The 26,715-nt window shown below is 34.5% G+C and carries 31 protein-coding genes; 6 read left to right on the top strand and 25 right to left on the bottom strand.

Annotated features, from left to right (window positions below; genetic code table 11):
• Window positions 1-2: 2 nt before the first annotated feature.
• Window positions 3-1,658: a SulP family inorganic anion transporter gene (locus RMN97_RS04305; protein ID WP_309613293.1), complete on the top strand. Its 1,656-nt coding sequence runs from the start codon at window positions 3-5 to the stop codon at window positions 1,656-1,658.
• An 86-nt stretch (window positions 1,659-1,744) separates the two neighbouring features.
• Entirely contained in the window at window positions 1,745-2,380 is a 636-nt protein-coding gene (gene can / locus RMN97_RS04300) for a carbonate dehydratase (RefSeq protein WP_309613292.1), read from the top strand.
• 163 nt (window positions 2,381-2,543) lie between these two features.
• On the opposite strand, the gene RMN97_RS04295 is transcribed toward can, so the two are convergent.
• From RMN97_RS04295 to RMN97_RS04260, 8 genes are all read right to left on the bottom strand, one after another.
• Window positions 2,544-3,752 carry an LETM1-related biofilm-associated protein gene (locus RMN97_RS04295; RefSeq protein WP_309613291.1) on the bottom strand — a complete coding sequence of 403 codons (1,209 nt, stop codon included), beginning with the start codon at window positions 3,750-3,752 and terminating at the stop codon, window positions 2,544-2,546.
• A 55-nt stretch (window positions 3,753-3,807) separates the two neighbouring features.
• Window positions 3,808-4,383 carry a YdeI/OmpD-associated family protein gene (locus tag RMN97_RS04290; protein ID WP_309613290.1) on the bottom strand — a complete coding sequence of 192 codons (576 nt, stop codon included), beginning with the start codon at window positions 4,381-4,383 and terminating at the stop codon, window positions 3,808-3,810.
• 6 nt (window positions 4,384-4,389) lie between these two features.
• Window positions 4,390-4,995: a superoxide dismutase family protein gene (locus RMN97_RS04285; protein WP_309613289.1), complete on the bottom strand. Its 606-nt coding sequence runs from the start codon at window positions 4,993-4,995 to the stop codon at window positions 4,390-4,392.
• A 70-nt stretch (window positions 4,996-5,065) separates the two neighbouring features.
• Complete coding sequence (locus RMN97_RS04280) at window positions 5,066-5,590, bottom strand: hypothetical protein (RefSeq protein ID WP_309613288.1); 525 nt, start codon at window positions 5,588-5,590, stop codon at window positions 5,066-5,068.
• A 27-nt stretch (window positions 5,591-5,617) separates the two neighbouring features.
• Complete coding sequence (locus tag RMN97_RS04275) at window positions 5,618-6,331, bottom strand: hypothetical protein (protein WP_309613287.1); 714 nt, start codon at window positions 6,329-6,331, stop codon at window positions 5,618-5,620.
• A 168-nt stretch (window positions 6,332-6,499) separates the two neighbouring features.
• Entirely contained in the window at window positions 6,500-6,949 is a 450-nt protein-coding gene (locus RMN97_RS04270; RefSeq protein ID WP_309613286.1) for a hypothetical protein, read from the bottom strand.
• Window positions 6,950-6,953: 4 nt separating this feature from the next.
• Entirely contained in the window at window positions 6,954-7,931 is a 978-nt protein-coding gene (locus RMN97_RS04265; protein ID WP_309613285.1) for a YitT family protein, read from the bottom strand.
• Between the two features lie 77 nt (window positions 7,932-8,008).
• Window positions 8,009-8,506 carry a hypothetical protein gene (locus RMN97_RS04260; protein ID WP_309613284.1) on the bottom strand — a complete coding sequence of 166 codons (498 nt, stop codon included), beginning with the start codon at window positions 8,504-8,506 and terminating at the stop codon, window positions 8,009-8,011.
• Between the two features lie 201 nt (window positions 8,507-8,707).
• On the opposite strand from RMN97_RS04260, the gene yaaA reads away from it, so the two are divergent.
• Entirely contained in the window at window positions 8,708-9,466 is a 759-nt protein-coding gene (yaaA, locus tag RMN97_RS04255) for a peroxide stress protein YaaA (protein ID WP_309613283.1), read from the top strand.
• A 223-nt stretch (window positions 9,467-9,689) separates the two neighbouring features.
• Here the strand turns inward: yaaA and RMN97_RS04250 are convergent, their stop codons facing one another.
• From RMN97_RS04250 to RMN97_RS04200, 11 genes are all read right to left on the bottom strand, one after another.
• On the bottom strand, window positions 9,690-10,040 hold the full coding sequence (locus RMN97_RS04250; RefSeq protein WP_309613282.1) for a hypothetical protein: 351 nt from the start codon (window positions 10,038-10,040) through the stop codon (window positions 9,690-9,692).
• A 369-nt stretch (window positions 10,041-10,409) separates the two neighbouring features.
• Window positions 10,410-11,171 carry a tryptophan synthase subunit alpha gene (gene trpA, locus RMN97_RS04245; RefSeq protein WP_309613281.1) on the bottom strand — a complete coding sequence of 254 codons (762 nt, stop codon included), beginning with the start codon at window positions 11,169-11,171 and terminating at the stop codon, window positions 10,410-10,412.
• A gap of 2 nt (window positions 11,172-11,173) precedes the next feature.
• On the bottom strand, window positions 11,174-12,361 hold the full coding sequence (gene trpB / locus RMN97_RS04240) for a tryptophan synthase subunit beta (protein ID WP_309613280.1): 1,188 nt from the start codon (window positions 12,359-12,361) through the stop codon (window positions 11,174-11,176).
• A 3-nt stretch (window positions 12,362-12,364) separates the two neighbouring features.
• Window positions 12,365-12,991 carry a phosphoribosylanthranilate isomerase gene (locus tag RMN97_RS04235; protein ID WP_309613279.1) on the bottom strand — a complete coding sequence of 209 codons (627 nt, stop codon included), beginning with the start codon at window positions 12,989-12,991 and terminating at the stop codon, window positions 12,365-12,367.
• Window positions 12,991-13,776: an indole-3-glycerol phosphate synthase TrpC gene (gene trpC, locus RMN97_RS04230; RefSeq protein ID WP_309613278.1), complete on the bottom strand. Its 786-nt coding sequence runs from the start codon at window positions 13,774-13,776 to the stop codon at window positions 12,991-12,993. The genes RMN97_RS04235 and trpC overlap by 1 nt, the downstream gene beginning before the upstream one ends.
• A complete protein-coding gene (gene trpD, locus RMN97_RS04225; protein ID WP_309613277.1) occupies window positions 13,773-14,771 on the bottom strand; it encodes an anthranilate phosphoribosyltransferase in 999 nt (332 codons plus the stop codon). The genes trpC and trpD overlap by 4 nt, the downstream gene beginning before the upstream one ends.
• Window positions 14,772-14,812: 41 nt before the next feature.
• Window positions 14,813-15,385 carry an aminodeoxychorismate/anthranilate synthase component II gene (locus RMN97_RS04220; protein WP_309613276.1) on the bottom strand — a complete coding sequence of 191 codons (573 nt, stop codon included), beginning with the start codon at window positions 15,383-15,385 and terminating at the stop codon, window positions 14,813-14,815.
• Between the two features lie 48 nt (window positions 15,386-15,433).
• Window positions 15,434-16,828, bottom strand: a complete 1,395-nt coding sequence (locus tag RMN97_RS04215) for an anthranilate synthase component I family protein (protein ID WP_309613275.1) — start codon at window positions 16,826-16,828, stop codon at window positions 15,434-15,436.
• Between the two features lie 258 nt (window positions 16,829-17,086).
• On the bottom strand, window positions 17,087-17,653 hold the full coding sequence (locus RMN97_RS04210; RefSeq protein ID WP_309613274.1) for a YceI family protein: 567 nt from the start codon (window positions 17,651-17,653) through the stop codon (window positions 17,087-17,089).
• A gap of 21 nt (window positions 17,654-17,674) precedes the next feature.
• The gene (locus tag RMN97_RS04205) at window positions 17,675-18,307 is read right to left on the bottom strand and encodes an NAD(P)H-dependent oxidoreductase (RefSeq protein WP_309613273.1); all 633 of its coding nucleotides are present in this window, start codon (window positions 18,305-18,307) and stop codon (window positions 17,675-17,677) included.
• A 9-nt stretch (window positions 18,308-18,316) separates the two neighbouring features.
• Window positions 18,317-18,775: a MarR family transcriptional regulator gene (locus RMN97_RS04200; protein WP_309613272.1), complete on the bottom strand. Its 459-nt coding sequence runs from the start codon at window positions 18,773-18,775 to the stop codon at window positions 18,317-18,319.
• 165 nt (window positions 18,776-18,940) lie between these two features.
• Between RMN97_RS04200 and RMN97_RS04195 the strand changes: the two genes are divergently transcribed.
• Genes RMN97_RS04195 through RMN97_RS04185 form a run of 3 tightly spaced genes read left to right on the top strand, consistent with a single transcriptional unit; the run spans window position 18,941 to window position 21,267 of the window.
• Window positions 18,941-19,261 carry a rhodanese-like domain-containing protein gene (locus RMN97_RS04195; protein ID WP_309613271.1) on the top strand — a complete coding sequence of 107 codons (321 nt, stop codon included), beginning with the start codon at window positions 18,941-18,943 and terminating at the stop codon, window positions 19,259-19,261.
• A gap of 10 nt (window positions 19,262-19,271) precedes the next feature.
• Complete coding sequence (locus RMN97_RS04190) at window positions 19,272-20,576, top strand: NAD(P)/FAD-dependent oxidoreductase (protein WP_309613270.1); 1,305 nt, start codon at window positions 19,272-19,274, stop codon at window positions 20,574-20,576.
• Window positions 20,566-21,267: a M15 family metallopeptidase gene (locus tag RMN97_RS04185; RefSeq protein WP_309613269.1), complete on the top strand. Its 702-nt coding sequence runs from the start codon at window positions 20,566-20,568 to the stop codon at window positions 21,265-21,267. Before RMN97_RS04190 ends, RMN97_RS04185 begins: the two co-directional genes overlap by 11 nt.
• On the opposite strand, the gene RMN97_RS04180 is transcribed toward RMN97_RS04185, so the two are convergent.
• From RMN97_RS04180 to tsaD, 6 genes are all read right to left on the bottom strand, one after another.
• Window positions 21,264-21,836 (bottom strand): hypothetical protein, encoded by a 573-nt coding sequence (locus RMN97_RS04180; protein ID WP_309613268.1) that lies wholly within the window; start codon window positions 21,834-21,836, stop codon window positions 21,264-21,266. The two genes, RMN97_RS04185 and RMN97_RS04180, sit on opposite strands and share 4 nt — an antisense overlap.
• A gap of 3 nt (window positions 21,837-21,839) precedes the next feature.
• Window positions 21,840-23,018, bottom strand: coding sequence for a THUMP-like domain-containing protein (locus RMN97_RS04175; RefSeq protein ID WP_309613267.1), 1,179 nt, complete (start codon window positions 23,016-23,018; stop codon window positions 21,840-21,842).
• Between the two features lie 86 nt (window positions 23,019-23,104).
• Window positions 23,105-24,064, bottom strand: a complete 960-nt coding sequence (locus tag RMN97_RS04170; RefSeq protein WP_309613266.1) for a zinc metalloprotease — start codon at window positions 24,062-24,064, stop codon at window positions 23,105-23,107.
• 154 nt (window positions 24,065-24,218) lie between these two features.
• Entirely contained in the window at window positions 24,219-24,857 is a 639-nt protein-coding gene (locus tag RMN97_RS04165) for a DUF4159 domain-containing protein (RefSeq protein WP_309613265.1), read from the bottom strand.
• 108 nt (window positions 24,858-24,965) lie between these two features.
• Window positions 24,966-25,673 (bottom strand): 16S rRNA (uracil(1498)-N(3))-methyltransferase, encoded by a 708-nt coding sequence (locus RMN97_RS04160; RefSeq protein WP_309613264.1) that lies wholly within the window; start codon window positions 25,671-25,673, stop codon window positions 24,966-24,968.
• A gap of 5 nt (window positions 25,674-25,678) precedes the next feature.
• The gene (gene tsaD / locus RMN97_RS04155; RefSeq protein WP_309613312.1) at window positions 25,679-26,701 is read right to left on the bottom strand and encodes a tRNA (adenosine(37)-N6)-threonylcarbamoyltransferase complex transferase subunit TsaD; all 1,023 of its coding nucleotides are present in this window, start codon (window positions 26,699-26,701) and stop codon (window positions 25,679-25,681) included.
• Between the last annotated feature and the right edge of the window lie 14 nt (window positions 26,702-26,715).

Below are 26,715 nucleotides of genomic sequence, written 5' to 3'. Positions count from 1 at the left end.
TAATGACAAAAAAAATCAATCTTTTTGCAAACCTCAAATCTGATTTCGCATCAGGTTTAGTTGTTTTTTTGGTGGCACTTCCATTGTGTTTAGGAATCGCTTTGGCTTCTGGCGCACCACTATTTTCGGGAATTATAGCTGGTATTGTAGGCGGAATCGTTGTGGGGTATTTAAGTAAATCCCATCTCAGTGTTTCTGGTCCAGCTGCGGGTTTAACAGCTATAGTTTTAACCGCCATAACCGATTTGGGTGCATTCAATATTTTTTTAACAGCTGTTGTTTTAGCAGGTGTTTTACAATTGGTATTGGGTTTTATAAAATCGGGGAGTATTTCTAATTATTTTCCAACCAATGTTATTGAAGGAATGCTTGCAGGAATTGGTGTTATTATAATATTAAAGCAAATTCCGCATGCTTTTGGGTACGATCCCGATTTTGAAGGGGACGAAGCTTTTTTCCAAACTGACGGTCAGAACACTTTTTCGGAATTATTTCAGGTATTTAACCACATTCAATTGGGCTCAATTTTGATTACACTTGTTTCATTAGCCATACTGATTTTATGGAATAAAGTGGAATTCTTGAAAAAGATAAAGTTGATTCCACCTGCTTTAATTGCGGTAATTGTAAGTATTATTTTAAACGAATTTTTTATTCAATCCAACAGTAATTTAGCTGTTTTGAAAGAACATTTAGTTAGTTTGCCAGTACCAACTTCACTAGAGGAATTTAAAAATATCATCATAACACCTGATTTTTCAGCACTATATAATTCTAAAGTTTGGATAGTTGGAATTACTATTGCTGTGGTGGCTTCAATTGAAACGCTTTTATGTATTGAAGCTGCTGACAGAATGGATGCTCAAAAGCGTTACACCGATACCAACGTGGAATTAAAAGCGCAAGGAATTGGAAATATATTGAGTGGTTTTATTGGTGGATTGCCAATGACCTCGGTGGTGGTAAGAACGTCGGCAAACAATGCAGCTGGAGCAAAATCCAAAATGTCAGCCATTATTCACGGTGTATTATTACTTGTAAGTGTTTTGACAATTCCATTTATTCTTAATAAAATACCATTGGCAACATTAGCCGCCGTTTTACTATTGGTGGGCTACAAATTGGCTAATCCTAGAGTAATTAAACATTTTTGGGAAAGAGGAAAATATCAATTTATTCCTTTTATAGCAACATTTCTTGGGGTTGTTTTTACCGATTTGTTGAAAGGTGTTGCGTTGGGTATTGTAATCAGTATTATTTTTGTCTTGAAAGGCAATTTGAAGCGTGCTTATAATTTCAGAAAAGAAGAATATGCTGATGGTGATGTTATCCATATTGATTTAGCGCAGGAAGTTTCGTTTTTGAACAAAGCTGCAATTAAATCAACGCTGATGGAAATCCCTGAAAATTCAAAAGTGATTATTAATGCAAATGATACCGTTTATATTGCACATGATATTTTGGATTTGCTTCGCGAGTTTAAAACTACTAGAGCCAAAGATGAAAATATTAAAGTAAAACTAAAAGGTTTCAAAAAGGCATATCAGCTTGAGAATAGTGTAGAAACTCCTAACAAGGTTAGAATTGAACATTATTATGATGTGATGAAACGGAAAACCGTTAAAAGAGAAATTATTGACGAAAATTTTAATGATTAAAAAATAGTATAAACCTAAATAGTAATTCCTTACTTTTATAATCAAATAGTAAAAGTGTTTTTACGATTGAAAAACAATATTAAACAATGAGCGATTTTTATAAAAAAATACTAGACAACAATAAAGAATGGGTTGTAAGAAAATTAGAAAAAGACCCAAATTATTTCAAAGATTTAGCCAAAGGTCAAACACCACCTTTATTATGGATTGGTTGTTCCGATAGCCGTGTTCCTGCGAATGAGATTATCGGTGCCAAGCCAGGCGAAGTTTTTGTTCACAGAAACATAGCCAATATGGTTGTGCATTCTGATATGAATATGTTAAGTGTTCTAGATTATGCTGTGAATGTTTTAAAAGTAAAGCATGTAATTGTTTGCGGACATTATGGTTGTGGTGGCATAAAAGCTGCCATGGGAAATGATTCTATTGGGATTATCGACAACTGGATTCGACACATCAAAGATGTTTATCGTTTGCATGACCAATATCTAGATTCTATCATCAATGAAGATGACCGTTTTAATGCTTTTGTTGAAATAAATGCCAAAGAACAGGTTTTTGATTTGGCCAAAACATCTATCGTTCAAGGAGCATGGAGAAATGGGCAGGAGCTTACTTTACACGGTTGGGTTTATGGTTTAAATTCAGGCTACGTAACCGATTTAAAAGTGAACATTAGCTCCAATAAAGATTTGGATGAAGTCTACCAATTAAAGTTCTAAAAGTAAAATCGCCTTCGGGTGATTTTTTTATTGGTTTCAAATGGAGTTTAAAATTTTAAACTTTCATCGCATCTCGATTTTGCACCTATAAAAACTGTAGCCACAGATTCACAGATTAAAAATGATTTGGAAATCTGTAAATCTGTGGCTAAATAGTTTGCCTCTATGGAGTTGAATCTCTTTCTTCGTTCTCGTTAAAAGCTGATGGTAATAACTGTGGAATGAATTTTATCAGAATTGGCAACAGTAAACTTCCGCCCGGTAAAAGAAAAATAGTCAAAGATGGCACTGATTTACATATGTCAAGCAGCTGGACTTTGATTTTTTTCTTTTCCTCTTTATCCAATTCCTTATGAGTTGATTTTGCTAACAACTGCATCAGTTCTTTGCTTTGAGACAATTCTTTTACTAATCTTTTTTTGTTTCTGTTGATTAGAATTTGCACACTTTCGGTAGTGTGGTCATAGAAATTTTTTACCGGATTAGAATTATTGAAATAAGGAATTTCCTTTTTATATTTTACAATGAAATCATTAATAAAATCAATACTTTCTGTAATAAATGATTCTGTAGCCATTAGTTTTTCACCAAGTTTATACAAAAAATAACGCTCTTCATTTTCTGCTTTTTCATCGCTCCATAAACTGATTCCGGCCAAATCGACCATATAGAATTTTTCTAAATCGTTGCTTAAATAACTTAAATCTAAATCATCAATTGTTTTGATTTTTGCATCAGAAAACTTATTGTAGCGCACTGACGATTCAAAAAGTTTAGCCAACAATTCATCATGAACAGAAATTCCGGTTTTAGACTTTAGCGAAAGCGAAATAATACTAATTACAATATCTTCAATCTTGTTGAAATATTTCTCAGGAAGCGAACCTTTTTCCAGGTATTTTTTGAATGCCAGAATATCCACAAAAAGGAGCGCATTCGTAATTACATGCGAGAAGTTTTTACTAAATAAATCTTCGTTAGTCTGTACTCTGTCGTGAATGATTTTTTCAAGTTTGCTTAAGTCAGTACTAGTGGGAAGCATTTTCTGCAAAGGATTGAAACCTTTTGGAGTCAGAAGATTGTAGAATGCAACGGCTTCTGAAATGAAATGATTTGTGTCAGGATCGTTTTTGGTCAGACAATACATTTCATAGAGCGTATTGAGCATTCCAATTTTTGATATTTCTTCAGGAAGCCTTTCTGTAATCGGAATTGGCTTGACCGTATTAAAGCTCACTATGTGTCCAAAAATAAAACCCGTTGCCCGTGTTCTTATATAAAAAGCTTCTTCAGAATCCATAAGAGGTTGCCCTGAAGCTCTTTGTTCAATAAAGAACTTGTCTATCCAACCTGGTGCAGATGGGTTAATCATTTGAGGTATGTTTACGATGCAAAACTAAACCTTTTTTACGAGTAAAAAATCAAATTTAGAATGTGTCTCTCGATTTGATGTTTTGTTCACAAAGGCTTACGATTTCTACAATACGTGCTTTTCTGGTTTCTTCTCTTTTGGCTTGATTGAGCCAATACAGATAGCTTTTTCTATAGGAAGGACTAAAGGAATTGTAATTGTTTAAAGCTTTTTTATTTTTGGCAAAAGCCAATGCTAAATCTTCGGGCATTTCCAAATTTTCAACCCCATCTAGCGTTGTCCACGAACCGTTTTGTTTGGCGATTTCAATCTTTTTCAGACCACTTTCATGCATCAGATTGTCTGCAATAAGTTTCTCTATATAGGTTTTGTTGAGTTTGCTCCAAACGCTTTTGTCTTTTCGCGGGGTGAACATTTGGCGTCTGCGTTCGTCGTCGAGTTTCTTTACAGTAGAATCAATCCAGCCATAACAAATGGCAACCTGAACGGCTTCTTCCCAACGCATGCTTTCGGCTTCACTGCTAACTCTGTAAAAAACGAGATGAACTCCTTTTGACGAATGATGATTGTCGTGTAACCATTCGCGCCATTCCAGAGCATTTTTGAAGTATAAAAGTTCTTTTTCTTCCAAGGCAAACTATCGTATAATCGCCGAACAAGCTACTCTTGCACCAGCATTTCCTGTTGGTTGTGTAGTATAGTCATCGGCCTTTTCGTGAACAATTACCGCTTTACCTAAGATGTCTTTTGTTGGATCTCCACAGTCAATACACCATTCATTGGTTTTAAACAATACAGTAGCATTTCCGTCAGCATTGGCATAAAAATTATCCATATCACCTTTGTGGTGTTCAGCATCCGTCCATCGACCGTGTTTTTTAAACGTTGGATTCCAATGGCCACCAGTGGAAGTAGCATCTGCAGCAGAGCAATCTGATTTTTCATGAATATGAATCGCATGTTCACCAGGTTTTAAGCCTGTGAAATTAGCGGTTAAAGTAACTGATCCTTTTTTTTCTGTGAATGTAGCGGTGCCTTTAACATTGCTTCCGCTCTTAGATTCAAAAGTGATGCTTACCGTTTTGTTTTTATCATTTGAAGAAGAACTTTTACAACCGAAAATCAGCAATCCAATTGCTAAAATTCCTATAACAATTTTTTTACTCACAATTAAATTATTGTTTTTTTGGTGTTCGTGACCCGAGCCTGAAAGGCGAACGGATGAAATAATCTTCGATTTCATGAGTAGTTTCTTTTAGGATTATAAAAGTACAAAATTCACTTGTGGAATCCCTTTAAATTTAGGTTAAAGTTTACTTTGTCTTTTCGCCTACGAAATAATCACTCTGAGATTTAAACAATACGTTGAATGTAGTCAAACTGCCATAAATACGGGTGATGTATTGTTGGAGTTCTACTTTTTCTATTTCTTCAATATTGCTCGAGTTGATTTTTTGTTCCATTACTCGAAGACGATCACGAAGCATTACTATTTTATGAAAAAAGACATCTATAGGCACATCTTTGTGAGCCAAACCAGCTTGTCCCGGAACTAATTTCATGTTGCCACCTTTCCATTTATCGCCAATGGCTACAGGTTCTGCAAGTCCGTTCCATTTTTTTAGGATAGAAAGTAAACTTTGCTCAACATCATAGAAACTAATTGTGTCTACTTCGTTTTCGGCAGCTTCGATTACTTCAAATTCGCTATCGAGATCTATGGTTTCTAATCCACCATCAATAAAAGTTACCCAATATTCTTTAGAAGATACATTCGTTACAACGCCTTTGCCATATTCGGCATGATTTATTCTGGAACCAATTCCTAGTAGTTTCATGTGTTTTTTAATTAATTATGATGAAATTTATTTTTGTTCTTCGTACATTTTTAACAATACCAGCGCTAAATTTGCCTCAACATGATTTATTTTTCCCGTGTTAAAACTTATGCCAACTCCATTGTATCCCGGACTATAGCTTGCTCCGTTTAGTCCAAAACCAGAAAAAGTAAGGAATGAACTAAAGCCACCTTCTTTTCGTTTGTACCATAATGTTGTTCCTGTGAAACCTCCTTTGGTTATTTGAATTTCATCATTTTCTTTGATTTCAAATACTTTAAATTGACCGCTAGCGATTTCAAATTTTTGGCCTTGGACTTTGTACCCTTGTGTTTTCTTTTCGTTCATATCATCGTTACCAAAGATGAATATTTTATTTTTGGGAATATTTTCAAAATTAGCATCAAAAAGCGAATCTTCACAGAAATAGGCAGTTAATATTAATTCGCCATAGATATCGCCATCAGTCTTGGTAAAACTTTCAAAACGGTAAGCATTAGCACCTAATTTTTGAGCTTCATATTTTATAAAATGGTATAAATTAGTAGTATGTTTTAGACTGCCGCGGGACTTTATTTTAGCCACAAATTTAGCGGTAGAAATATCGGTGCTGTCGCAGAGGTAAATAAATTGTTGGTATTTTGGTTTTTGAAGCGTGTCACCTTTTTCAAGGAACTCAATGGTTTGTGCTTGTGAACTATAAGAAAAGAAAAGCAAGAAGAGGATTATTACTTTTTTCATTTTTTGAAAGACTTGTTATTTTGTAAAAATAATAAAATTGATTTATGTTGATAACAGATTAATAATTAAATTATAAATCCAGTTTACAACTGAAAAGTATTGATTGCTTTGTTTATTACAGTTTGAAAGGATTGTTTTATAATCAATTTAATGGTTTATTTATTTCGTTCAGTCTGCTTTAGTCAATGGTACTCCAGAATCAAACTTTACTTTGGTAACATCTTTAAAATGGGTTCCGTCCGATGTCATGTCGCCATAGCCAAGAATTGCTTTATCATCCTTAAACTTAAAGGCAACTTGTCGAACGCTTTCTTTACCTTCAGATTGAAAAACATAATCGGCAATAAGGATTCCATTTGTAACCTTACCAAAAATATCACCATGGTTGCTGTCCTTTTCGGCAAAAGCAAAATTCAATGTTCCGCCTACACTGTCTGAGTTGGCAAGGTGAAATAGCTGTAATTCAACTTTACTGCCTTTCTGATCATAGACATAATATTCGTCTTCTAGCGCCGATTGTTTTGTTTTTTCAATAACTTTAGTTGTGGTAACTGTTTCTTTTTTGCAGCTTACAAAAAGCGTTAAAAAAGCAATTGAGAATAAGATTCTTGATTTCATTATATTAATGTTTTAAGGGTCTTTTTTTAATCATACCGCCTTTAGTGTCTTTGATGCTGTTCATTACCACAAAAGCAGTTGGTTCTATTTTTTCGATTTCAGTATTGAGTTTATTGAGTTCTAATCGAGTAATGACGGTGTAAATAATATCGACTTCTTTGGTTTGACCACGTTTTCCATAGCCGCCTTTTCCGCTATAAACGGTTACGCCACGCCCCATTTTATCAATAATCATCTCTCTCATTTTTTCGCTGCGTGAAGAAATTATAGTTACGCCAATATATTCATCAATACCTTCGACAATAAAGTCGAGTGTTTTGGAGGCAGCCAAATAGGTTATCATAGAATAAAGCGCTACTTCGATACCAAGAAAATAAGCGGCAGCTCCGAAAATAACAACATTAATTACGACAATAATATCGCCAATGGTAGTTCCGAATTTTCGACTGAGATAAATGGCCAAAACTTCGGTGCCGTCAATGACTGCGCCACCACGAACAGAAAGACCAATGCCAGCCCCAAGAAAGAAACCTCCAAAAACGGCAACCAATAAGTTATCTGTAGTAACATCGGGGAAACTAACGGTTGCCAAACAAACAGAAAGTCCGGTGATGGCTAAAGCTGTTTTGATGGCAAACGCCTGACCCATTATTCGGTAACCCAAAATGATAAAAGGAATATTAACTCCGATGATTAAAAAGTACAAAGGAATATCAGTTAATGCTGAAACAAGCAATGAAATTCCAGTAGCTCCACCATCAATAAAATGATTGGTCAGCAAAAAACCTTTAAATCCAAACGAAGCCGAAAAAATTCCCAATGTGATTAAAAAGAAATCTTTCACATAGCGTTTAGCCAGAATTATAAACTCACGATAGCCTTTGGCCAAAGCATAATTCGAATAATTTGTACTATTGGTACTTTTCTTTTTAGGCTTTTTGAGTATGGTTCGGATAATTATTTTCTGCCAAAATGAATTCATTTATTGTTGTTTTAGATCATTTAATGCTTGGTCAATATACAACAATTTGCCCGAATTCCAACCCTTTAACATGGTTTTTACATCGGCTTCGGAGTAACTTCCTTTGTGGAAATAGCAGAAACTTTGTTCTCGGCATTAATCGTTACAAAGAGTTCTCTTTTATAGAGTTTCTTTTCATAATCAATGTTGTAGCGAAAATTATATTCCTTGGACTTTTTATTATAGAAAATCTCAATTATATTAATTCCCAAAAATCTTCCATTTCTTTGATTGATTTTTTGGCAAACAGCGGAAATTTTTTCTTTGGTAGCATTCTTCCGAACCTTATCTGTAGCTTCGTTGATGCTGAAACCTCTGAATCTGGAGACATTACAAGTTTCTAATAATCTTGCCCCCAAATCATCAGCTCGTTTTTTCTTAACTATTTCTGCATCAGTTAGTTTTAATAAAGTTATATTCTCAGTTGTTGTGTCTTTCTTGACAACCGATTTTTTACTTTTACACGACACGAGCGTAAGCGAACTTGCGAAGCAAACGATAAGTAAGACTCTGCAAAACAAAATAATTCTTTTCATGTTGTTTTGATTTTTGACTTTATAAAAAGTAGGCAGTAAAGATTTGGGTATCACAAAATTATAATAGACTAAGCGTTTTGATGTTATAAAATTTCGTAAAATCTTTATAAGATTTGTCAATTGTACCATCATAATAATTCATTTTCTCGTATATGGTTTTCAATATTGAATTTGTATTTTTGGACATCAAACACCTATCAAATGAAAATCGTTATATCGCCAGCCAAATCGTTGAATTTTGAAAAAGAATTGCCTACAACTACTTTTTCTGAACCCCAGTTTTTAAAACACGCCAACACTATTCAGAGAACCTTAAAAAAGAAAAAGCCCAAAGCTTTGTCTCAACTTATGGATATTTCCGAAAAACTAGCGGAACTCAACTGGCAACGTAATCAGGATTGGCATTTACCTTTTACAAAAGAAAACGCTCGCCAGGCGGTTTATACTTTTGATGGCGATGTTTATATGGGTTTGGATGCTTATAGTTTGCCATTGGATAAATTAGAAGTGCTACAAGATAAACTCCGAATTCTTTCAGGATTATATGGTGTGTTAAAACCGCTTGATTTAATGCAGGCGTATCGTTTAGAAATGGGAACATCTTTACCAATCGGGAAAAACAAAAACCTTTATGAATTTTGGAAAAAAACCATTACCAAAGAACTGAACAGCGAATTGAAAAAAGGAGAATTGTTTATCAATCTGGCTAGCAACGAATATTTTAGTGCGGTTGATGTAAAGACATTGAAAGTTCCGGTAATTACTCCCGAATTTAAAGACTACAAAGATGGTAACTTAAAGATGATTAGTTTTTTTGCCAAAAAGGCGAGAGGCATGATGGTTCGCTATATACTTGACACTAATGCTGAGACGATTGAAGACCTGAAAGGTTTTAATTATGAAGGTTATGGTTTTGATGCGAATTTGAGTAAAGGAAATACGTTGGTTTTTACGAGATAGAAAGGTCTTCGACAAGCTCAGACTGACAGAGTTAAACTGAGTTGTATATACGTTTGATGAGATATTTTGTGATTTCATCAAGACAAAATTAATAAATCTAATGTCTTGCTGTCCCGAAACTTCGGGAGTCGAAGCACAAAAAAAGCTCCCAATTAGGAGCTTTTTATTATTTCAAATGAATTTGTTTATTGTTTGTTAATGGTTATTTGTAATTCGCAAATGCTCATTTCATATAGTAATACTCTTCATATTCCATGCTGGTTTCTCGGGTTACTTTGCGCTGATCTCTTGCCAATTCTCTCATGGCTTCAACACCTTTTTTAGCACAGCGTTTTATTTTAGTCAATCTTGATGAAAAGTCTAAAAGCTTATTGGCATCTTCCGGACTTAATTTTGTTTTTAACTCATCCACGAAGGAAGAGAACTCTCTAACGACTTCATGATTCTCATCATAATCAGTTTTCAAATCGTCTAACAACTCATCGATTTCTTTGCTGATTTCTTTGCAATGATCTTCACTTTTCTTGTGAAGCTCTTCGATGATTTTCTTTTGATTCTTACCAAAAAGTCCCATAATGTTTGATTTAAAGGTTGATGTTTGAAACGCCTGAAAACCAAATTTAGGAAATTGTTTTTGAAAATGATACAAATTGTTAATAACTTGAAAAATAGTTAATTAGTGCATGGCTTCGCTCATATCTACTTTGGTTTTTCCTTTTTTTACCAATAAAATAAACGGAATGCAGAATAGAAAAAGCAAAACTAGATAAAGAAAAATATCCATGTTGACAATACCGAACTTTAGATAAACTATAATCTAAAGTATTGCCCAAGTTATAAATTTAGTAATTCTTTTTAACATAAAATAACAAAACAAACGTCATAGATAAATTCTATATTGAATGTTTATAAAATTAATTATCAATACTATATAATAAATTATCTAAAGCAAATTTTGGATAAATGTAGAAATATTGGAAATAGGGTTGCTTGCAATATAATGAATAAAACTACTTCCAATTATGGCTCCTTTTTGGTGTTTTGTAGCTTGTTGAAAAGTGGTTTTGTTGCTAATTCCGAAGCCAACAATTTGTGGGTTTTTTAAATTCATTGCTGCAATTCTTTCGAAATATGCCAATTGATTGTCATCAAAACTATCTCTGCTCCCAGTGACACTGGAGCTGCTAACCATATAAATAAATGCATTGGAATTTTCGTCTATCAATCGGATTCGTTCCTCCGAAGTTTGTGGTGTAATTAAGAAAATCATTGCAATGCCATAGTTTTCAAAGAGTTGTTTGTATTCTGAAAGGTAAATTTCTAGAGGCAAATCAGGAATTATCAAACCATCAATACCAGTTTCTTGGCATTTTTTCAAAAAGTCCTGTACTCCAAATTGTAAAAGAGGATTAAAATAACCCATAATGATTAATGGAATAGCAACTGTTTGTCGAATATCTTTAATTTGGTCAAACAAAATTTCGGTTGTCATTCCGTTTTTTAAAGCTTGTGAAGAGCTTGCCTGAATGGTTGGGCCGTCGGCTAACGGATCGCTAAAAGGCAACCCAATTTCAATCATATCGACCTTGTTCTCAGCTAGATTTTTTATTAAACTTTTAGTGTCATTCAAATTAGGGAAACCTGCTGAAAAATAAATAGATAGTAATTTTTTATTTTCTGATAATTTGTTATGGATTCTATTCATTTTTATAAGTTGAAATAATTAATATACGTATTCAAATCTTTATCTCCACGGCCTGATAAATTGACCACAATTACATCATTAGGGTTAAATTTTTTATGATGAAAAACAGCAAAGGCATGAGCGGTTTCAATAGCTGGAATAATTCCTTCTGTTTTGGCTAATGCAATTCCGGCTTGCATGGCATCTTCATCTGTAATAGCTATAAATTCAGCTCTTTTGGTTTGAAACAAATGCGAATGCATCGGGCCAACGCCAGGATAATCCAAACCTGCCGAAATAGAGTAGGGTTCAGTAATTTGTCCGTCCTGAGTTTGCATCAAAAGCGTCTTACTTCCATGAATAACGCCAATTTTTCCGAGAATGGAAGTGGCGGCACTTTCCCCTGAATCAACGCCTTTTCCGGCAGCTTCAACGGCGATGAGGTTTACATTTTCATTATCTAAAAAATGATAGAAAGCTCCAGCAGCATTGCTTCCGCCACCAACGCAGGCAATTACATAGTCTGGGTTCTCTCTGTTTTCATGTACTAAAAGCTGCTTCTGAATTTCCTCGGAAATCACACTTTGAAACCGTGCCACCATATCAGGATAAGGATGAGGTCCAACTACGGAGCCAATGATATAAAATGTATCAACTGGATTGTTAATCCAATCGCGAATCGCTTCATTTGTAGCGTCTTTAAGAGTTTTGGATCCCGAAGTCGCCGGACGCACTTCTGCGCCAAGCATTTTCATTCGGGCAACATTTGGAGCTTGGCGTTCAATATCTATCTCACCCATGTATACAATGCATTGCAAGCCCATAAGCGCGCAAACTGTAGCAGTTGCCACGCCATGTTGACCTGCTCCGGTTTCGGCTATGATTCTGGTTTTACCTAATCTTTTGGCCATAAGAATTTGTCCTATAGTATTGTTGATTTTGTGTGCGCCGGTATGACACAAATCTTCCCGTTTTAAATAGATTTTGGTATTAAATTGTTCCGACAGCCGCTTAGCAAAGTACAGTGGTGTTGGTCTGCCAACGTATTCTTTTAAAAGCGAATGAAATTCTTCCTGAAAAGAAGGTTCGGCAGTTATGGATAAATACTGCTGACGCAACTCTTCCACATTCGGGTAAAGCATTTCTGGGATGAATGCGCCGCCAAATTCGCCGTAAAATCCTCTTTCGTCTACATTGTAACTCGTTCTCATAGTTTATTCTTTAAAAGCGTTTATAAGTTGTTTTGTTTTTTTTATTGATTTTAATCCGGGCGATAGTTCCAATTTACTGTTACAGTCAATCGCGATGCAGTTTTTGGCATAGTCTTTTGTTAGAAACGATTTTACTTCGTCTAAATTTTCTATGCCAATGCCTCCACTTAAAAAGTAGGGTTTGTCTAAATGATAATTTTCTAAAACGGCCCAATCGAAAGTAATTCCATTGCCTCCATAATTAGTTCCTTTGGTGTCGAATAGAAAATAACTACATGAATTTATATAATAATGTAATTGATTAAAATTAAAGTCTTTATCAACATTGAATGCTTTAATGACTTTAATTTTTTTCTGTTCTAATAAATCACAAAATTCAGCAGATTCTTCGCCATGTAATTGTATCAAATCAAGTTTGTAATGGATAACTTTTTCTTCAATTTCTTCAAAAGAAGCGTTTACAAAAACACCAACTTTTTGAATTGATTCAGGTAAGTTTGGAATAGTGTTTTCAAAATTACGTGGCGACTTTTCATAGAAAATGAAACCCAGATAATCAGGCTTCAAAGAAGCAATTTCATTTATGTTTTCAGGAAACTTCATTCCGCATATTTTGATTTGAATTGCCATTATCCTTTTAATTGATTGATAAATTGCTCCAGACTTTTTCTAGGATTATCGGTTTTCATAAAGTTTTCTCCAATCAAAAAACCATTAAATCCGTGGCTTCTCAATAGTTTTATATCTTCGGCTGACGTTATTCCGCTTTCAGAAACTTTAACAAAGTCACTTGGAATGAGATTAACTAAGTCGATGCTGTTCTGCAAACTCACTTCAAATGTTTTGAGATTTCTGTTGTTCACGCCAATTAAATCAAGGCTTGGCATGATGCTTTTCCCTAATTCTTCCTGATTGTGTACTTCAAGCAAAACTTCTAAAGCCAAAGATTGTGCGAACTCGGAAAGCTGTTTTATTTCTTGTTTGGATAAAACGGCTGCAATCAGCAGAATAGCATCGGCGCCAAAGGCTTTAGCTTCCAATAATTGATATTCGTCAACAATGAATTCCTTGCGCAATAACGGAATTCCAACTGAAGCTCGCGCTAAAAGCAAATCTTCTAACGAACCTCCAAAATACTGCATATCTGTTAAAACTGAAATTCCTGAAGCACCAGCATTTTCATAACCTTTCACAACTTCTTCAACAGAAAAGCTATTGTTAATCGTGGCTTTCGAAGGCGAACGACGTTTGTGTTCAGCAATAATTCCGAATGGAGAATTGACAATTGATTTGTTCAACGAGTTGGTTTTGGAATTAAACAAATCACTATTTTCCAACTGCGCAACCGAAACCATGCTTTTCTTCAAAGCAACTTCTTTCTTTTTACGGGCGATTATTTGATCTAAAATATTCATGCTTTTTGGCTGATTTGTTGCAGTTTTTGTAATTTTTCTAAGGCTTTTCCTGATTGTAAACTTTCTTTGGCTTTTGCAAAAGCGTTAATTATAGTTGAATTTTCAACCGTAGAAATCGCTAACGCCGCATTGGCACAAACCACATTTTGTTGCGCTTCGGTTCCGTTCCCTGAAATGATATCCATGAAAATTCCAGCTGATTCTTCTATAGTTTCTCCGCCTTTAATATCTTCAAAAAACAATTTTGATAATTTGTAATCTTCAGCATTGACAATACTTTCGGAGTTTTTGGTAATCATTTTGGCATCAGCGGTTAGCGAAATCTCATCGTAACCATCTAAAGCGTGAAGAATCGTATAATTCACATTGGTGTTTTGATATAGATATGCATACATACGCGCCAATTCCAAACTAAAAACACCAACCAATTGGTTCTTTGGAAACGACGGATTTACCATTGGGCCAAGCATATTGAAGAAGGTTTTAACACCTAATTCTTTCCGAATTGGACCAACATTCTTCATTGCGGGATGAAACAACGGTGCGTGAAGTATGGCAATATTGGCTTGTTCCATGCATTTGGCTAAAAAATCCTTTTCATTGCTGAATTTCACACCCAAAGTTTCCATCACATTACTTGAGCCTGAAATGGAAGAGACTCCATAATTTCCGTGCTTCGCTACATGAATTCCGCTACCGGCAACAACAAATGAAGCCAGTGTAGAAATGTTGAACGTATCTTTTCCATCACCACCAGTTCCACATAAATCGATAGTATTGTACCCTGAAAAATCTACAGGAATACAAAGCTCCAAAAGTGCTTCCCGAAAACCGGAAAGCTCGTCAATGGTAATGTTCCGCATCATATATACCGTCAAAAAAGAAGCAATTTGGCTCGGATTATATTGCCCAGAGGAAATATTAACCAAAACTTCTTTGGCTTCCGCTTTTGAAAGCGTTTCGTGATTTATTAATCGGTTTAAAATTATTTTCATTTTTTTAATTTTTACTGAATACTGCGACTGAATACTGAACACTAATCATTTACCCAGTTTTCTAAAATTTGTTTGCCAAAAGGCGTCAAAACGCTTTCAGGATGGAATTGCACACCTTTTACATCAAGTGTTTTATGGCGTAATGACATAATTTGTCCGTTTTCATCTGTTGAAGTGATTTCCAAAACAACTGGAAAATCAACATTGGCAACAACCCAGGAATGATAACGCCCAACTTCAAAATCCTTTGGCAAATTATTAAAAAGACTTTCATCGGTAACAGCTAGAGTGATTTTTGTCGCTACGCCATGATATACTTTATCCAAATTGATAAGGCTTCCGCCAAAAACTTCACCGATGGCTTGTTGACCCAAACAAACGCCAAGAATGCTTTTACTTTCAGCATATTTAGAAATCACAGCTTTAAGCAAACCCGCTTCATCCGGAATTCCAGGACCAGGCGAAAGAAGGATTTTATCAAAGGATTGTAATTCCTCCAATTCAAATTCGTCGTTTCTGAATACGGTTACCTTTGCGTTCAAATCTTCTAAATAATGAACCAAGTTGTAGGTAAAACTATCGTAATTGTCTATAACGGCTATCTTATTACTCATGATTTTAATAATTGTTTTTTTGGTATTCGTGAATCTTCGATTTCATAATTATATTGTTTCTGCTAATTCAAGCGCTAAATTCAACGCTCCTAACTTATTATATACTTCTTGCATTTCGTTTTCTTCCGAAGAACTTTCGACGATTCCGGCGCCAGCTTGATAATGCAATTTATGATTTTTAGAAAGGAACGTCCGAATCATAATCGCGTGATTGAAATTACCTCCAAAATCCATAAAGCCAATGGCACCGCCATAAAAGGTTCTATTTGTGTTTTCGATTTCTTCAATCAACTGCATTGCCTTGTGTTTTGGAGCACCGCTTAATGTTCCTGCCGGAAACGTATTGGCAACTAATTTCATAGAACTTCCGTTTAGTTTTCCAGTGACTTTGGAAACCAAATGAATGACATGCGAAAAGAACTGCACTTCTTTGTATTTCTCTACTTTCACTTCGGTACAATTTCGACTTAAATCATTTCGTGCCAAGTCGACCAACATAACGTGTTCACTATTTTCTTTAGCATCTTCAGCTAATTTTTTGGCTAATTCGGCATCCTGTTCGTCGTTTCCTGTTCGTTTAAAAGTACCGGCGATAGGATGAATTTCGGCATGCTTATTTGAAATTACGAGTTGCGCTTCGGGCGAAGACCCAAAGATTTTGAAATTTCCATAATCAAAAAAGAACAAATAGGGCGAAGGATTGATATTCCGCAAAGCGCGATATACATTGAATTCATCGCCTTTAAAAGCTTGTGAAAATCTTCTCGACAAAACCAATTGAAATACATCACCACGATGACAATGTTTTTTGGCTAAAGCTACATTCGATTTAAATTCGGCATCAGTCAGATTGGAAACTGAATTTCCTTCTTTGGTAAAACGGTAACTCGCAAAGGTTTTAGTTTGCAATAATTGTTCAATTTCATTTATATTATTGGTATTGTCAATGGTATGACAAAAGATATACGCTTCGTTTTTAAAATGATTGATGGCGATAATGTTTTGGTAAACCGCATAATACAAATCGGGAATCACTAAATCATCGATTCTTTTTTGAATGCTTACTTTTTCAAAATATTGGACTGCATCGTAATTGATGTAACCAAACAAACCGTTATTGATGAACTTGAAATTGTTGTTTTCAGGTTTGAATTTTGAGGCAAATTCTTCAATCACTTTTGGAACATTCACAGCAGTGGAAATGGCAATTTTCTCAGAAGTTCCATCAGGAAACGAACTCACAATGCTATTATGTTCGATTTTTATCGAAGCGATAGCATTGCAGCAGATATAGGAAAAACTGTTATCTGTCGTATGATAGTCGCTACTTTCGAGCAAAATACTATTCGGAAACTTATCCCGAATCTTGAGATAAATGCTCACAGGCGTTATAGTATCCGAGAGGATTTGTTTGTGCTGTGTATGTAATTGAAACTGCTGCATAATGAAAGTTATTAAAATGAAAAAAGACCTGTCGTGAATGACAAGCCTTTTATTATTTGGATAATGATACCAATAATGGACTATTTCACGACGACTGACGTAAACTTTTCCACCACCAAGTATTATTTAAAATATTTTTCATTTATATTTTTGTATTGAACAAATATAGGAATGTGTTTTTGATTTCCAAACAAAAAATGAAAAAAACTCTCTCGTTCTTAAAACGAGTCGAGGTTTTTCAAAGCAATTGTTCCCTTTTTAGAACTGTAGGTTTACAGTTAAGTCGAAATCATCATTGATAGCTTTGTCTCCAATGCTATCGAAGAAGCTTTTTGAACCATATTTGATATCGTATTTTGTTCTGTCAATTTTCACAACAGTTGAAGCTGTACTACCTTTTACTGCCAAATCAAAAGTTACAGGATTCGTAATTCCTTTAATTGTTAAATCAGCTGTTACAGTATATACACCATTTGCTTTTGAAGCAATTTTTTTGAATTCTAAAGTAGAAGTTTTGAATTTTTCAGTGCTAAAGAAATCTTCTGATTTTAAATGCCCGTCTAATTTTGCTTTCCAATCACCTGATAAATCAGTAGTTGTAACAGAAGTCATGTTTACAGTGAAATTCCCACCGGCAACTTTTCCATTTTTGAAAATTAAAGCTCCATCTTGTAAATTAACAGTTCCTGAGTGTTCTCCGGTTACTTTTTTCGCATTCCAATTAATGGTGCTTTTTTCTACATTAACTTTTTTACTTTGCGCTGTTGCTATTGTTGTTCCGAAAGCTATTACTATTGCGATTGCGATTGTTTTTAAATTTTTCATTGTTTTAGTATTAAGTATTGATTATAAATTGATAAATAATTCTTCGTTTGATTTGCGAACTTTAACGTAATGTTGCGTGGCATCTTCATCATGACGATAACCAACAGTTGCAATTAAAGATGCATTTAATCCTAATTTGTCTAAACCAAGTATTTCATTCACTTTTTCAGGTTCAAAACCTTCCATTGGAGTTACGTCAATGTTTAGTTCAGCGGCTGCATTCAAAAGATTACCCATTGCTAAATAGGTTTGTTTAGCTGTCCAAATGTTTCTTTTATCTACCGGAAGTATTGAGATTTTTGATTTCATAAAATCAGCATAACCTTGAACCGCTTCCATTGAAATTCTTCTAGTTTCGATTAGATTTTGAAAATAAGCATCAATTTCTGTTTCACCAAAGTTGGTAATGTTGGCAAAAACAATTAGTTGTGAAGCATCTACAATTTGTGATTGTCCCCAAGCCGCAGGTTGCAATTGTGCTCTTAATTCAGGATTGTCAATTATTAAGACTTTGTATGGTTGTAAACCATAAGACGAAGCCGATAAACGAATCGCTTCTTTCAAAGTTTCTAAATCTTCTTTGGATACTTTCTTTGTAGTATCAAATTTTTTGGTGGCATAACGCCAATTAGCGTTTGTGATAAAATTGCTCATAGTCAGTTATTAATTAATAGTTCTATATTTTTCTAATAAGGTATTCAATTGTTCTAATTCTTGTTGCGTCAAATTATTTGCGAAAAGTTGTTCGTGTTCCACCACAATCGGATCTAGTTCAGTCAGAATATCTAACCCTTTTTTGGTTATGAGTACTTCAATTTTTCTGCGATTATCGGGGCAAACTTCTCTAGTTACAAAATCCTTTAGCAGCAATTTGTCAATCAGTCGAGTAGTGTTACTGCTTTTGGCTAACATTCGTTCCTGAATGATACACATATTGGCCGGGCAACCTTTTTGACCACGTAAAATTCGCAACACATTATACTGTTCTCTAGAAATGTCATAAGGTTTTAATATTTCATGAAATTTATCTCCAATTACATTTTGAGTATACGTAAAATTTAGAATGACTTTTTTAGAGGCATCTAGTGGAACAGTAGATTTTATCACGTCTTCTATTTTCATAATTGTTAGTACAATATTTGTAGGTACAAATGTAAAGATGTTTTTAGTTGTATATACAAATGTTATGTTATTTTTTTGTTAATTTTTAATAGAGTAGAAGTTTGTCCTTTTATCAATGGGATTTAAATTAACAATGAAGTATCTTTGTTATTCAAATAATATAAGATGGATTTATCACAAGAAGACTGGAAAACGAAAGTAGAAAACGATTCTAATGCCGTTATCCTAGATGTAAGAACAGAAGATGAATGGAATGAAGGAATTATTCCTAATGCAGTTTTAAACGACATATATAAAGGACAAGGATTTCTATATAAATTAGACGAATTAGATAAATCAAAAAACTATTACGTCTATTGCAAAGCAGGAACAAGAAGCGCGCAGGCTTGTGCCATTATGAACCAAATGGGTTTTGAAACTACTTTTAATCTTGAAGGCGGTTTTATGAAATGGAAAGGCAATGTTGCTTTTCGCGATGAAAATTAATTAATGCCACATGAACATTCCAACTTCAAAAAAACCTCGTGTTGTTATTATTGGTGGCGGTTTTGCCGGAATAGCAATATCTAAAAAACTCCGAAATAAGAATGTTCAAGTGGTACTGATTGACAAGCACAATTACCACACATTTCAGCCTTTATTATATCAAGTGGCAACTGGCGGATTAGAAGCTGGTTCGATTGCTTATCCGATTCGGAAAGTTATTCAAGAGTATAATGATTTCTACTTTCGCTTGACATCTGTTAAGGAAATAGATACCGAAAACCAAAAAATTATCTCCGAAATAGGTGATTTGCATTATGATTATTTGGTCATTGCTACAGGTTCTAAAACCAATTATTTTGGTAACAAAGAAATTGAGCGTAATTCGATGTCAATGAAAACGATTCCACAATCGTTGAATATTCGTAGTTTGATTTTGGAAAATTTTGAACAAGCGGTTTTAACAACAAATGAAGCGGATAGAAATACATTAATCAATTTTGTTTTGGTTGGCGCCGGACCAACAGGTGTTGAGCTTGCCGGAGCTTTGGCAGAAATGAAAAAAGCCATTCTTCAAAAAGATTATCCCGATTTGGATATTGATAAAATGGAAATCAACCTTATTCAAAGCGGAGACCGAATTCTGAATACGATGAGTGAGAAGTCATCTCAAGCTGCCGAAGAATTTCTGCTGGATTTAGGAGTAAAAATTTGGAAAAATGTTCGCGTAACCAATTACGACGGAAGAACGATAAGCACCAATACCGATTTAACCTTTGATTCTGCCACAGTAATTTGGACTGCCGGAGTTCAAGGCGCTAAAATTCCCGGATTAGATGCTAAATCTTTGGTTGAAAAAGTAGAAAGAATTCGGGTTAACCAATACAATCAAGTGGTTGGTTATGAAAACATATTTGCCATTGGTGATATTTGTTCGATGGAAACGGAGCTCTATCCACAAGGGCATCCTATGATGGCGCAACCGGCAATTCAGCAAGGGAAATTATTGGGAGAAAATCTGATCAAGTTGATTCATAAAAAACCGATGACACCATTTGAATACAATGACAAAGGTTCGATGGCAACAATTGGAAGAAACTTGGCCGTCGTCGATTTACCGCATTATCATTTCAGCGGTATTTTTGCTTGGTTTGTATGGATGTTTGTGCATTTATTTTCATTGATTGGCTTCAAAAATAAAGCGGTAGTTTTTCTCAATTGGGTTTATAATTATATTCGTTTTGATCGTGAAGGCCGGTTAATTATCCGACCATTTAAAAAGAAAAGTTTCACTACGTTTACAAGCGATGAAGTTTAAAGGCATAATAAATATAATTAACTTTTTTGCGATAGCTTTATTGTTTTGCTTCGCCAGTTCGGTAACGCTCGTGTCATGCAAATCAACTTATCTTGATTCAAAGAAATCTCCAGCTTTACTTGATATTAAAAAGGAAGTCGATAGCAATGCTTTTGTCAACCTTAGAAATTATAGCAACGATTTTGTGTTTGATATGAAATATGCCACAGCAGATAATTTTCTAAAAGAAAAAGTATATCCTTGTGATGAATGTTTCCTGCGAGTGAAAACGGTGAAAGCCTTATTAGAAGCCAACAAATCGTTTTTAACAAAAGGCTTCAAAATAAAACTCTATGATTGTTATCGACCAAAAGCGATTCAGAAAAAGATGTGGAAAATCGTTCCAGATGCCAATTTTGTGGCGAATCCAAAGAAAGGCTCTATTCATAATCGCGGTGGCGCAGTCGATATTTCACTGGTAGATTCGCTTGGGTTAGAAGTAAATATGGGAACCAAGTTTGATTTCTTCGGAGAAGAAGCCAGTCATAAGTATCAAAACTTGTCACAAGAAATTTTGGCTAACAGAAAATTTTTAAAAGAAATTATGCTGCAACACAACTTCAAATCGTTTGATTCAGAATGGTGGCATTATAATTTAAACGGAAGTAATAAAGACGAAGTTTCTAACCAGAAATGGCGTTGCGCGGATTAATTTTCAACACACTTCAAATAATTGATAAAGTAATATTCGGGTTGATAGGTTTTTTTGTCTAGCTCAGCCGTAAATTCTGTTTTAAAAGGATAATCAATCGTCTCTCCGGCAAACTTTATTCTCATAAACGTTACAGGAGAAATTTTTAACGCTTCATAATTTTCTTTTGAAAACACAAATGAACCTGTCATAATCCGGCTATTTGGACTATTCTCATTTTGAATTAATGTGCCACAAGTGTCATTTCCTACATATAGCAAAGTCACAATTTTACCATTATTTAATTGCAAATAGATACGTGAATTGGTATCAAAACAATCGGCTTTAATAAATCCGCTACTTCTTTTTAATAGTTGTGTTTCAAGGCTTAAAACGCCATTGCTGTTTGCTAAAGAAAAAAATATATTTGTAGAATTTCCTGCAAAACTTCTCTCAAAAATGATGAATTGTTTGGTCGATTTATAAGTGCCTAAACTATCGGTAACATTGGTGTCTATTTCGCATGGCTTTTGAGAAAATGCATTCAGGTTGGCAAGAAGGAATAAAGCTAAAATTATCTTATTATTCATGGTCTATTTTAATTTGCCGCAAAGTAAAACTATTTTATTATTATTTGCATCAGTTGTAAAAAAACAATACGTAGTTCCGCCATCTTTAATTTTCCACTTTTTGCGAATGTTTTCTACCGTTTCCGGAAAATTCCGAGTAGTAATATTGGCTTTTTTGTTTTCCAAAAACGATTTCATATTTTGTTTGTTGTACTCAAAGCAATTTTCAATTTCAAAAGCTCTACCCGGAAAATCAATCAAAGTGTCGGAAGTATAAAGATGCGAATGTTGGTGCAGTTTCTCAACCTCAAAAATTGCTGTAATTTTATCAAATCCGCATGATTTCATTATCGCAGCGTTAGGTTCGTAAACATATTTTTTTGGTAAACTATAATTTGTAATTGATGAATTTCCGAGTTCAAAACTAAATGCTGATGCTGTTTCTTTTGTCAAGTTGCAAGTAACGATTTCAATATTTTTGGAATAATTTTTTTCCAAAATCCAAAGCAGTTCTTTGACTTCATTTTCTAGCGCAACAACGTGAATGGCTTTTACATTTTTCAATTCAGATAATCCAGCGGTTATATCAAGAATAGGTGCCGTTTTTATCATGATATTATCGGCAAACTCAAAATAAAAATCAAGCAATTCAGGAACATTTGGCAAACAATCTTTAAGCATAAATACTTTGCCTTTAGCATCATGTCGCCTAGAGGGATCAATATAAATCCAATCAAATTTTTGATTTAAAGTTGCCAGAATTTCAGAACTATCACCTGCAAAACATTCAATATTTTTTACTTGTAATTGTTCAAAGTTATGCGCAACAATCTCCGATAATTCCGGATTGATTTCGCAATGCATAACCTTAGTTACTTTTTTGGAAAAATAAAAATCATCCACACCAAAACCGCCAGTCAAATCAATTAGTTTGTCGCCAGCAATTAATTCTGATTTGTATTCAGCCGTTTTTTCAGAAGACGTTTGCTCAACGGAAATTTTGCTTGGATAGTAAATATTTGAAGTGTTAAACCAAGTAGGAAGTTTGTTTTTGGCTTTTTGTTTGGAGGCAATTTGATTTAGAATTGTTGCCCAGTCTTTAGCCGGAAATTTATTTTTTTGCAACGCTAATTTAGATACATCAGCATTTATATTTGAAGTAATAAACTCTTGAATTTCTTCCGACAAAATGGATTTATCCATGGGTTATAAATTTCATTAAAAATAAAAAAAACTCGTCTCGTTATTACAAACGAGACGAGTTTTTATCAAAATTATATAAATAATTATTATGGTTGCGCAAAAGAAAACCTCGGGCCACCAGAAACAAAGATTGCATCTATTCTGGCTTTTTGACCTGTAGAGAACATATACATTCCTCTGTCATCAGTATAATCCATATAATTCATAGTCATTTCAACCGGAGCTCCAGAACAAGTGCTATAATGAGGATATGTTGGAACGCCAAAATTTGCTGAATCATGATTTGGTGTGTCTGAAACTAAATCATTTCCACAATTTGCATCACCCCAAATGTGACGAAGGTTTAACCAGTGACCCACTTCGTGAGTTGCTGTTCTTCCTAAATTATATGGGTAACTAGAACTCGAATTGCTATAAACACCAAAATACAATGGGTCAATTACAATACCGTCAGTAGCTGATTGACCACCAGGAAACTGGGCATAACCCAAAATTCCGCCACCAATAGTTCCAACCCAAAAGTTTAATTTTGTAGATGGACTTGTTGGATCTAATCCACCTTGTTTAGATTTCTTGATCGCATCTCTTGTTCCCCATGAAGATTTAGTAGTCGCTTTTCTAATAACTTGGTCTAAAACAAATGAGATTCCTACGTTAGCTTTTACACCTGAAAACAAAGCCGGAACTTGATTATAATCAGAGTTTAAAGCATTGAAATCTTTGTTTAAAACGTCAATTTGAGATTGGATTAGAGTTAAGGAAATGTTTTCTACAGTTGTTTTGTATAATACATTTACAACAACAGGAATTTCAATTTTGCCATTTACCAAACGATATTGGTTTGGGTTTCGCATGGCATTTTCTGTAAACGCCTCTATTTGCTCCATTTTAGAAGCCAATTCTGGATTTTCTTTTAATTGTCTTTCTAGTACTTCTTGAGAAGCACAAGCTCTTTTTGATACTTTAGCAGTGGTTTGTAAATCATCTTCTTTTTGACAAGAAAACAACGTAATCATAACAGCTAATGATAAACAGATTTTTTTCATTTTATTTGGGTTTATTAATTAATTAATACAATTTATGAAATATTTTAGCTGCTTGCTAAAAAAGCAAGGCTACTTGTCAACAAATCGATGAACAACATCATTTTTTATGATTTGCTATTTATTTAGCCAAAAAAGGAAAGAAATAAACTATGGGTTAATTATTGAAAATGTAGTTCAAAATATTAGCGCCCATTTTTAATGCTTTTTCACGAACTTCTTTTGGATCGTTGTGTACTTCCGGATCTTCCCAGCCATCGCCTAAATCACATTCAAAAGTATAAAGCAATACTAATCGGTTGTCAATAAAAATCCCAAACGCTTGTGGACGTTTACCATCGTGTTCATGTATTTTTGGTAATCCATTGGCAAAAAGATTTGGCTTTTGAAAAATTGGATGATTCGCAGGTACTTCAACCAAATCATTATTTGGAAAAATGCGTTTTATTTCTCTGCGAATATATTGATCCATACCATAATTGTCGTCGGCATGAAGAAATCCACCGGAAAGCAAATAGTTTCTCAAGTTGCTTATCTCAGCATCGCTAAAAAACACGTTTCCATGACCAGTCATGTGTACAAAAGGATAGGAGAAAATTTCGGAACTGCCTGGTTCAACGGTAGCTGGTTTTGATTTGATATAGGTATTAATCGTTTGATTGGCGTATTTTATTAAATTGGGTAGCGAAGTCGGATTGGCATACCAATCACCACCACCGCTGTATTTTAGCAACGCAATTTCTTGGGAGAATGAGGTAAAAGAAATCAGTATAAAAAAATAAAATACTCTATTCATAAACTTAATTTTGCTCTGTGTATCTCTGATATACTCCGCGTATCTCTGTGTAATTGCTCTGATTTGTTACACAGAGATTCTCAGAGAAAAACAAGAGATTAACAGAGTTTATTCTTCATTAATTAATACCACACTATGACAGGCAACAATCGCAGCTGTTTCTGTTCGCAAACGTGTTGTTCCCAAAGATACAGGAATAAAATTAGCATCAATGGCTAGTTGGATTTCTTTAACAGAAAAATCACCCTCGGGACCAATGAGAATCGTTACATCTTTATTGGTTTTTAGCTCGTTTTTTAATGATTTTTTCTCGACTTCTTCACAATGCGCAATAAACAATTGTCCGGAATTTTGAGTTTTTATAAAATCTTTAAAGGTGATAGGTTCGTTTAATTTTGGCAGATAATAATGCAAGGATTGTTTCATGGCTGATTCCAGAATCTTCTGAAATCTATCTATTTTGATTACTTTTCTTTCGGAATGCTCACAGATAATTGGTGTGATTTCGTGAATTCCAATTTCAGTAGCTTTTTCCAAAAACCATTCATAGCGTTCGTTCATTTTGGTTGGTGCAACTGCTAAATGCAAATGGAATTTTGGTGCTTCCTGTTTTTCAAATGAAACAATTTTTACGGTACATTTAGTGTCGGAAGCAATTGTGATTTCGGTTGTAAATAAAAAGCCTAAACCATTTGTAACGTGCAAAATATCGCTTTCTTTTTTACGCAGCACTTTAATGATATGTTTGCTCTCTTCTTTATCAAAAACAAAGGAAGTTAGCGTTTCGTTTAGGTGTGGATTGTAGAATAGTTGCATAGCTTTTAAAATTCAATTCGTGCTTTAGAAACCACAGTAGCATCTGAAAATTTATCGTGCAAATATTTTTGATATCCCACAATTCCAATCATCGCAGCATTGTCTGTAGTGTATTCAAATTTTGGCACAAAAGTTTTCCAGCCGTATTTACTTTCCGCATCTTTCAACGTTTGACGAATTCCGGAATTTGCTGAAACGCCACCACCAATGGCAATCTGTATGATGCCAGTTTCGGCTACAGCCAATTTCAATTTATCCATCAGAATTTCAATAATGGTATGCTGCACTGAAGCACAGATGTCGGCTTTGTTTTCTTCGATGAAGTTTGGATTTTCCAATACACTTTTCTGAACAAAATATAGAATCTGGGTTTTTAAACCAGAGAAACTAAAGTTCAATCCTGGTATTTTTGGTTTGGTAAACGGAAACTTTTTTGGATTTCCCTCTTTGGCAAATTGATCAATCAATGGTCCGCCAGGATAAGGAAACCCCAATATTTTTGCAGTTTTATCAAAAGCTTCACCAACAGCATCGTCAGTTGTTTCTCCGATAATTTCCATATTGAAAAAACTATTGACCTTCACAATTTGCGTATGTCCGCCAGAAATGGTCAAGGCTAAAAATGGAAATTTAGGTTTATCAAATCCTTCTTCGTCAATAAAATGTGCCAGAATATGAGCGTGCATGTGATTCACAGCAATCAGCGGAATATTCAAAGCCATTGCCAAAGATTTGGCAAAAGAAGAACCCACTAAAAGCGAACCCATCAATCCCGGACCTTGAGTAAAAGCAATGGCAGACAACTGATTTTTAGTGATGTTAGCTTTCTTCAAAGCCACGTCAATTACCGGAACAATATTCTGTTGGTGTGCTCTCGAAGCCAGTTCAGGAACCACTCCGCCATATTCTTCATGAATGCTTTGTCGGGCAACGACATTTGAAAGTACTTTATCATTTCTTAAAACCGCAGCTGCAGTATCGTCACACGAACTTTCAATAGCCAGTATAAAAACTTCTTCTGGATGCATAAAACGCGCAATTT

Origin of the sequence: Flavobacterium sp. (assembly GCF_031381455.1) — a bacterium.
Classification (GTDB): domain Bacteria; phylum Bacteroidota; class Bacteroidia; order Flavobacteriales; family Flavobacteriaceae; genus Flavobacterium.
This window is presented reverse-complemented; position numbering and strand designations above follow the sequence as displayed.

Coding starts and splice junctions, on each gene's coding strand:
- RMN97_RS04295 (WP_309613291.1), bottom strand. CDS start 3,752: ATGATTAACCCATCTGCACCAGGTTGGATAGACAAGTTCTTTATTGAA.
- RMN97_RS04260 (WP_309613284.1), bottom strand. CDS start 8,506: ATGAAAAGAATTATTTTGTTTTGCAGAGTCTTACTTATCGTTTGCTTC.
- RMN97_RS04265 (WP_309613285.1), bottom strand. CDS start 7,931: ATGAATTCATTTTGGCAGAAAATAATTATCCGAACCATACTCAAAAAG.
- RMN97_RS04180 (WP_309613268.1), bottom strand. CDS start 21,836: ATGAATAATAAGATAATTTTAGCTTTATTCCTTCTTGCCAACCTGAAT.
- RMN97_RS04285 (WP_309613289.1), bottom strand. CDS start 4,995: ATGAAATCGAAGATTATTTCATCCGTTCGCCTTTCAGGCTCGGGTCAC.
- RMN97_RS04250 (WP_309613282.1), bottom strand. CDS start 10,040: ATGGGACTTTTTGGTAAGAATCAAAAGAAAATCATCGAAGAGCTTCAC.
- RMN97_RS04280 (WP_309613288.1), bottom strand. CDS start 5,590: ATGAAACTACTAGGAATTGGTTCCAGAATAAATCATGCCGAATATGGC.
- RMN97_RS04215 (WP_309613275.1), bottom strand. CDS start 16,828: ATGCAGCAGTTTCAATTACATACACAGCACAAACAAATCCTCTCGGAT.
- can (WP_309613292.1), top strand. CDS start 1,745: ATGAGCGATTTTTATAAAAAAATACTAGACAACAATAAAGAATGGGTT.
- RMN97_RS04185 (WP_309613269.1), top strand. CDS start 20,566: ATGAAGTTTAAAGGCATAATAAATATAATTAACTTTTTTGCGATAGCT.
- RMN97_RS04200 (WP_309613272.1), bottom strand. CDS start 18,775: ATGAAAATAGAAGACGTGATAAAATCTACTGTTCCACTAGATGCCTCT.
- RMN97_RS04270 (WP_309613286.1), bottom strand. CDS start 6,949: ATGAAATCAAGAATCTTATTCTCAATTGCTTTTTTAACGCTTTTTGTA.
- RMN97_RS04210 (WP_309613274.1), bottom strand. CDS start 17,653: ATGAAAAATTTAAAAACAATCGCAATCGCAATAGTAATAGCTTTCGGA.
- RMN97_RS04170 (WP_309613266.1), bottom strand. CDS start 24,064: ATGAAAAAAATCTGTTTATCATTAGCTGTTATGATTACGTTGTTTTCT.
- trpA (WP_309613281.1), bottom strand. CDS start 11,171: ATGAATAGAATCCATAACAAATTATCAGAAAATAAAAAATTACTATCT.
- RMN97_RS04160 (WP_309613264.1), bottom strand. CDS start 25,673: ATGCAACTATTCTACAATCCACACCTAAACGAAACGCTAACTTCCTTT.
- trpC (WP_309613278.1), bottom strand. CDS start 13,776: ATGAATATTTTAGATCAAATAATCGCCCGTAAAAAGAAAGAAGTTGCT.
- tsaD (WP_309613312.1), bottom strand. CDS start 26,701: ATGCATCCAGAAGAAGTTTTTATACTGGCTATTGAAAGTTCGTGTGAC.
- RMN97_RS04190 (WP_309613270.1), top strand. CDS start 19,272: ATGAACATTCCAACTTCAAAAAAACCTCGTGTTGTTATTATTGGTGGC.
- RMN97_RS04195 (WP_309613271.1), top strand. CDS start 18,941: ATGGATTTATCACAAGAAGACTGGAAAACGAAAGTAGAAAACGATTCT.
- RMN97_RS04165 (WP_309613265.1), bottom strand. CDS start 24,857: ATGAATAGAGTATTTTATTTTTTTATACTGATTTCTTTTACCTCATTC.
- RMN97_RS04275 (WP_309613287.1), bottom strand. CDS start 6,331: ATGAAAAAAGTAATAATCCTCTTCTTGCTTTTCTTTTCTTATAGTTCA.
- trpB (WP_309613280.1), bottom strand. CDS start 12,361: ATGAGAACGAGTTACAATGTAGACGAAAGAGGATTTTACGGCGAATTT.
- trpD (WP_309613277.1), bottom strand. CDS start 14,771: ATGAAAATAATTTTAAACCGATTAATAAATCACGAAACGCTTTCAAAA.
- RMN97_RS04175 (WP_309613267.1), bottom strand. CDS start 23,018: ATGGATAAATCCATTTTGTCGGAAGAAATTCAAGAGTTTATTACTTCA.
- RMN97_RS04220 (WP_309613276.1), bottom strand. CDS start 15,385: ATGAGTAATAAGATAGCCGTTATAGACAATTACGATAGTTTTACCTAC.
- yaaA (WP_309613283.1), top strand. CDS start 8,708: ATGAAAATCGTTATATCGCCAGCCAAATCGTTGAATTTTGAAAAAGAA.
- RMN97_RS04205 (WP_309613273.1), bottom strand. CDS start 18,307: ATGAGCAATTTTATCACAAACGCTAATTGGCGTTATGCCACCAAAAAA.
- RMN97_RS04305 (WP_309613293.1), top strand. CDS start 3: ATGACAAAAAAAATCAATCTTTTTGCAAACCTCAAATCTGATTTCGCA.
- RMN97_RS04235 (WP_309613279.1), bottom strand. CDS start 12,991: ATGGCAATTCAAATCAAAATATGCGGAATGAAGTTTCCTGAAAACATA.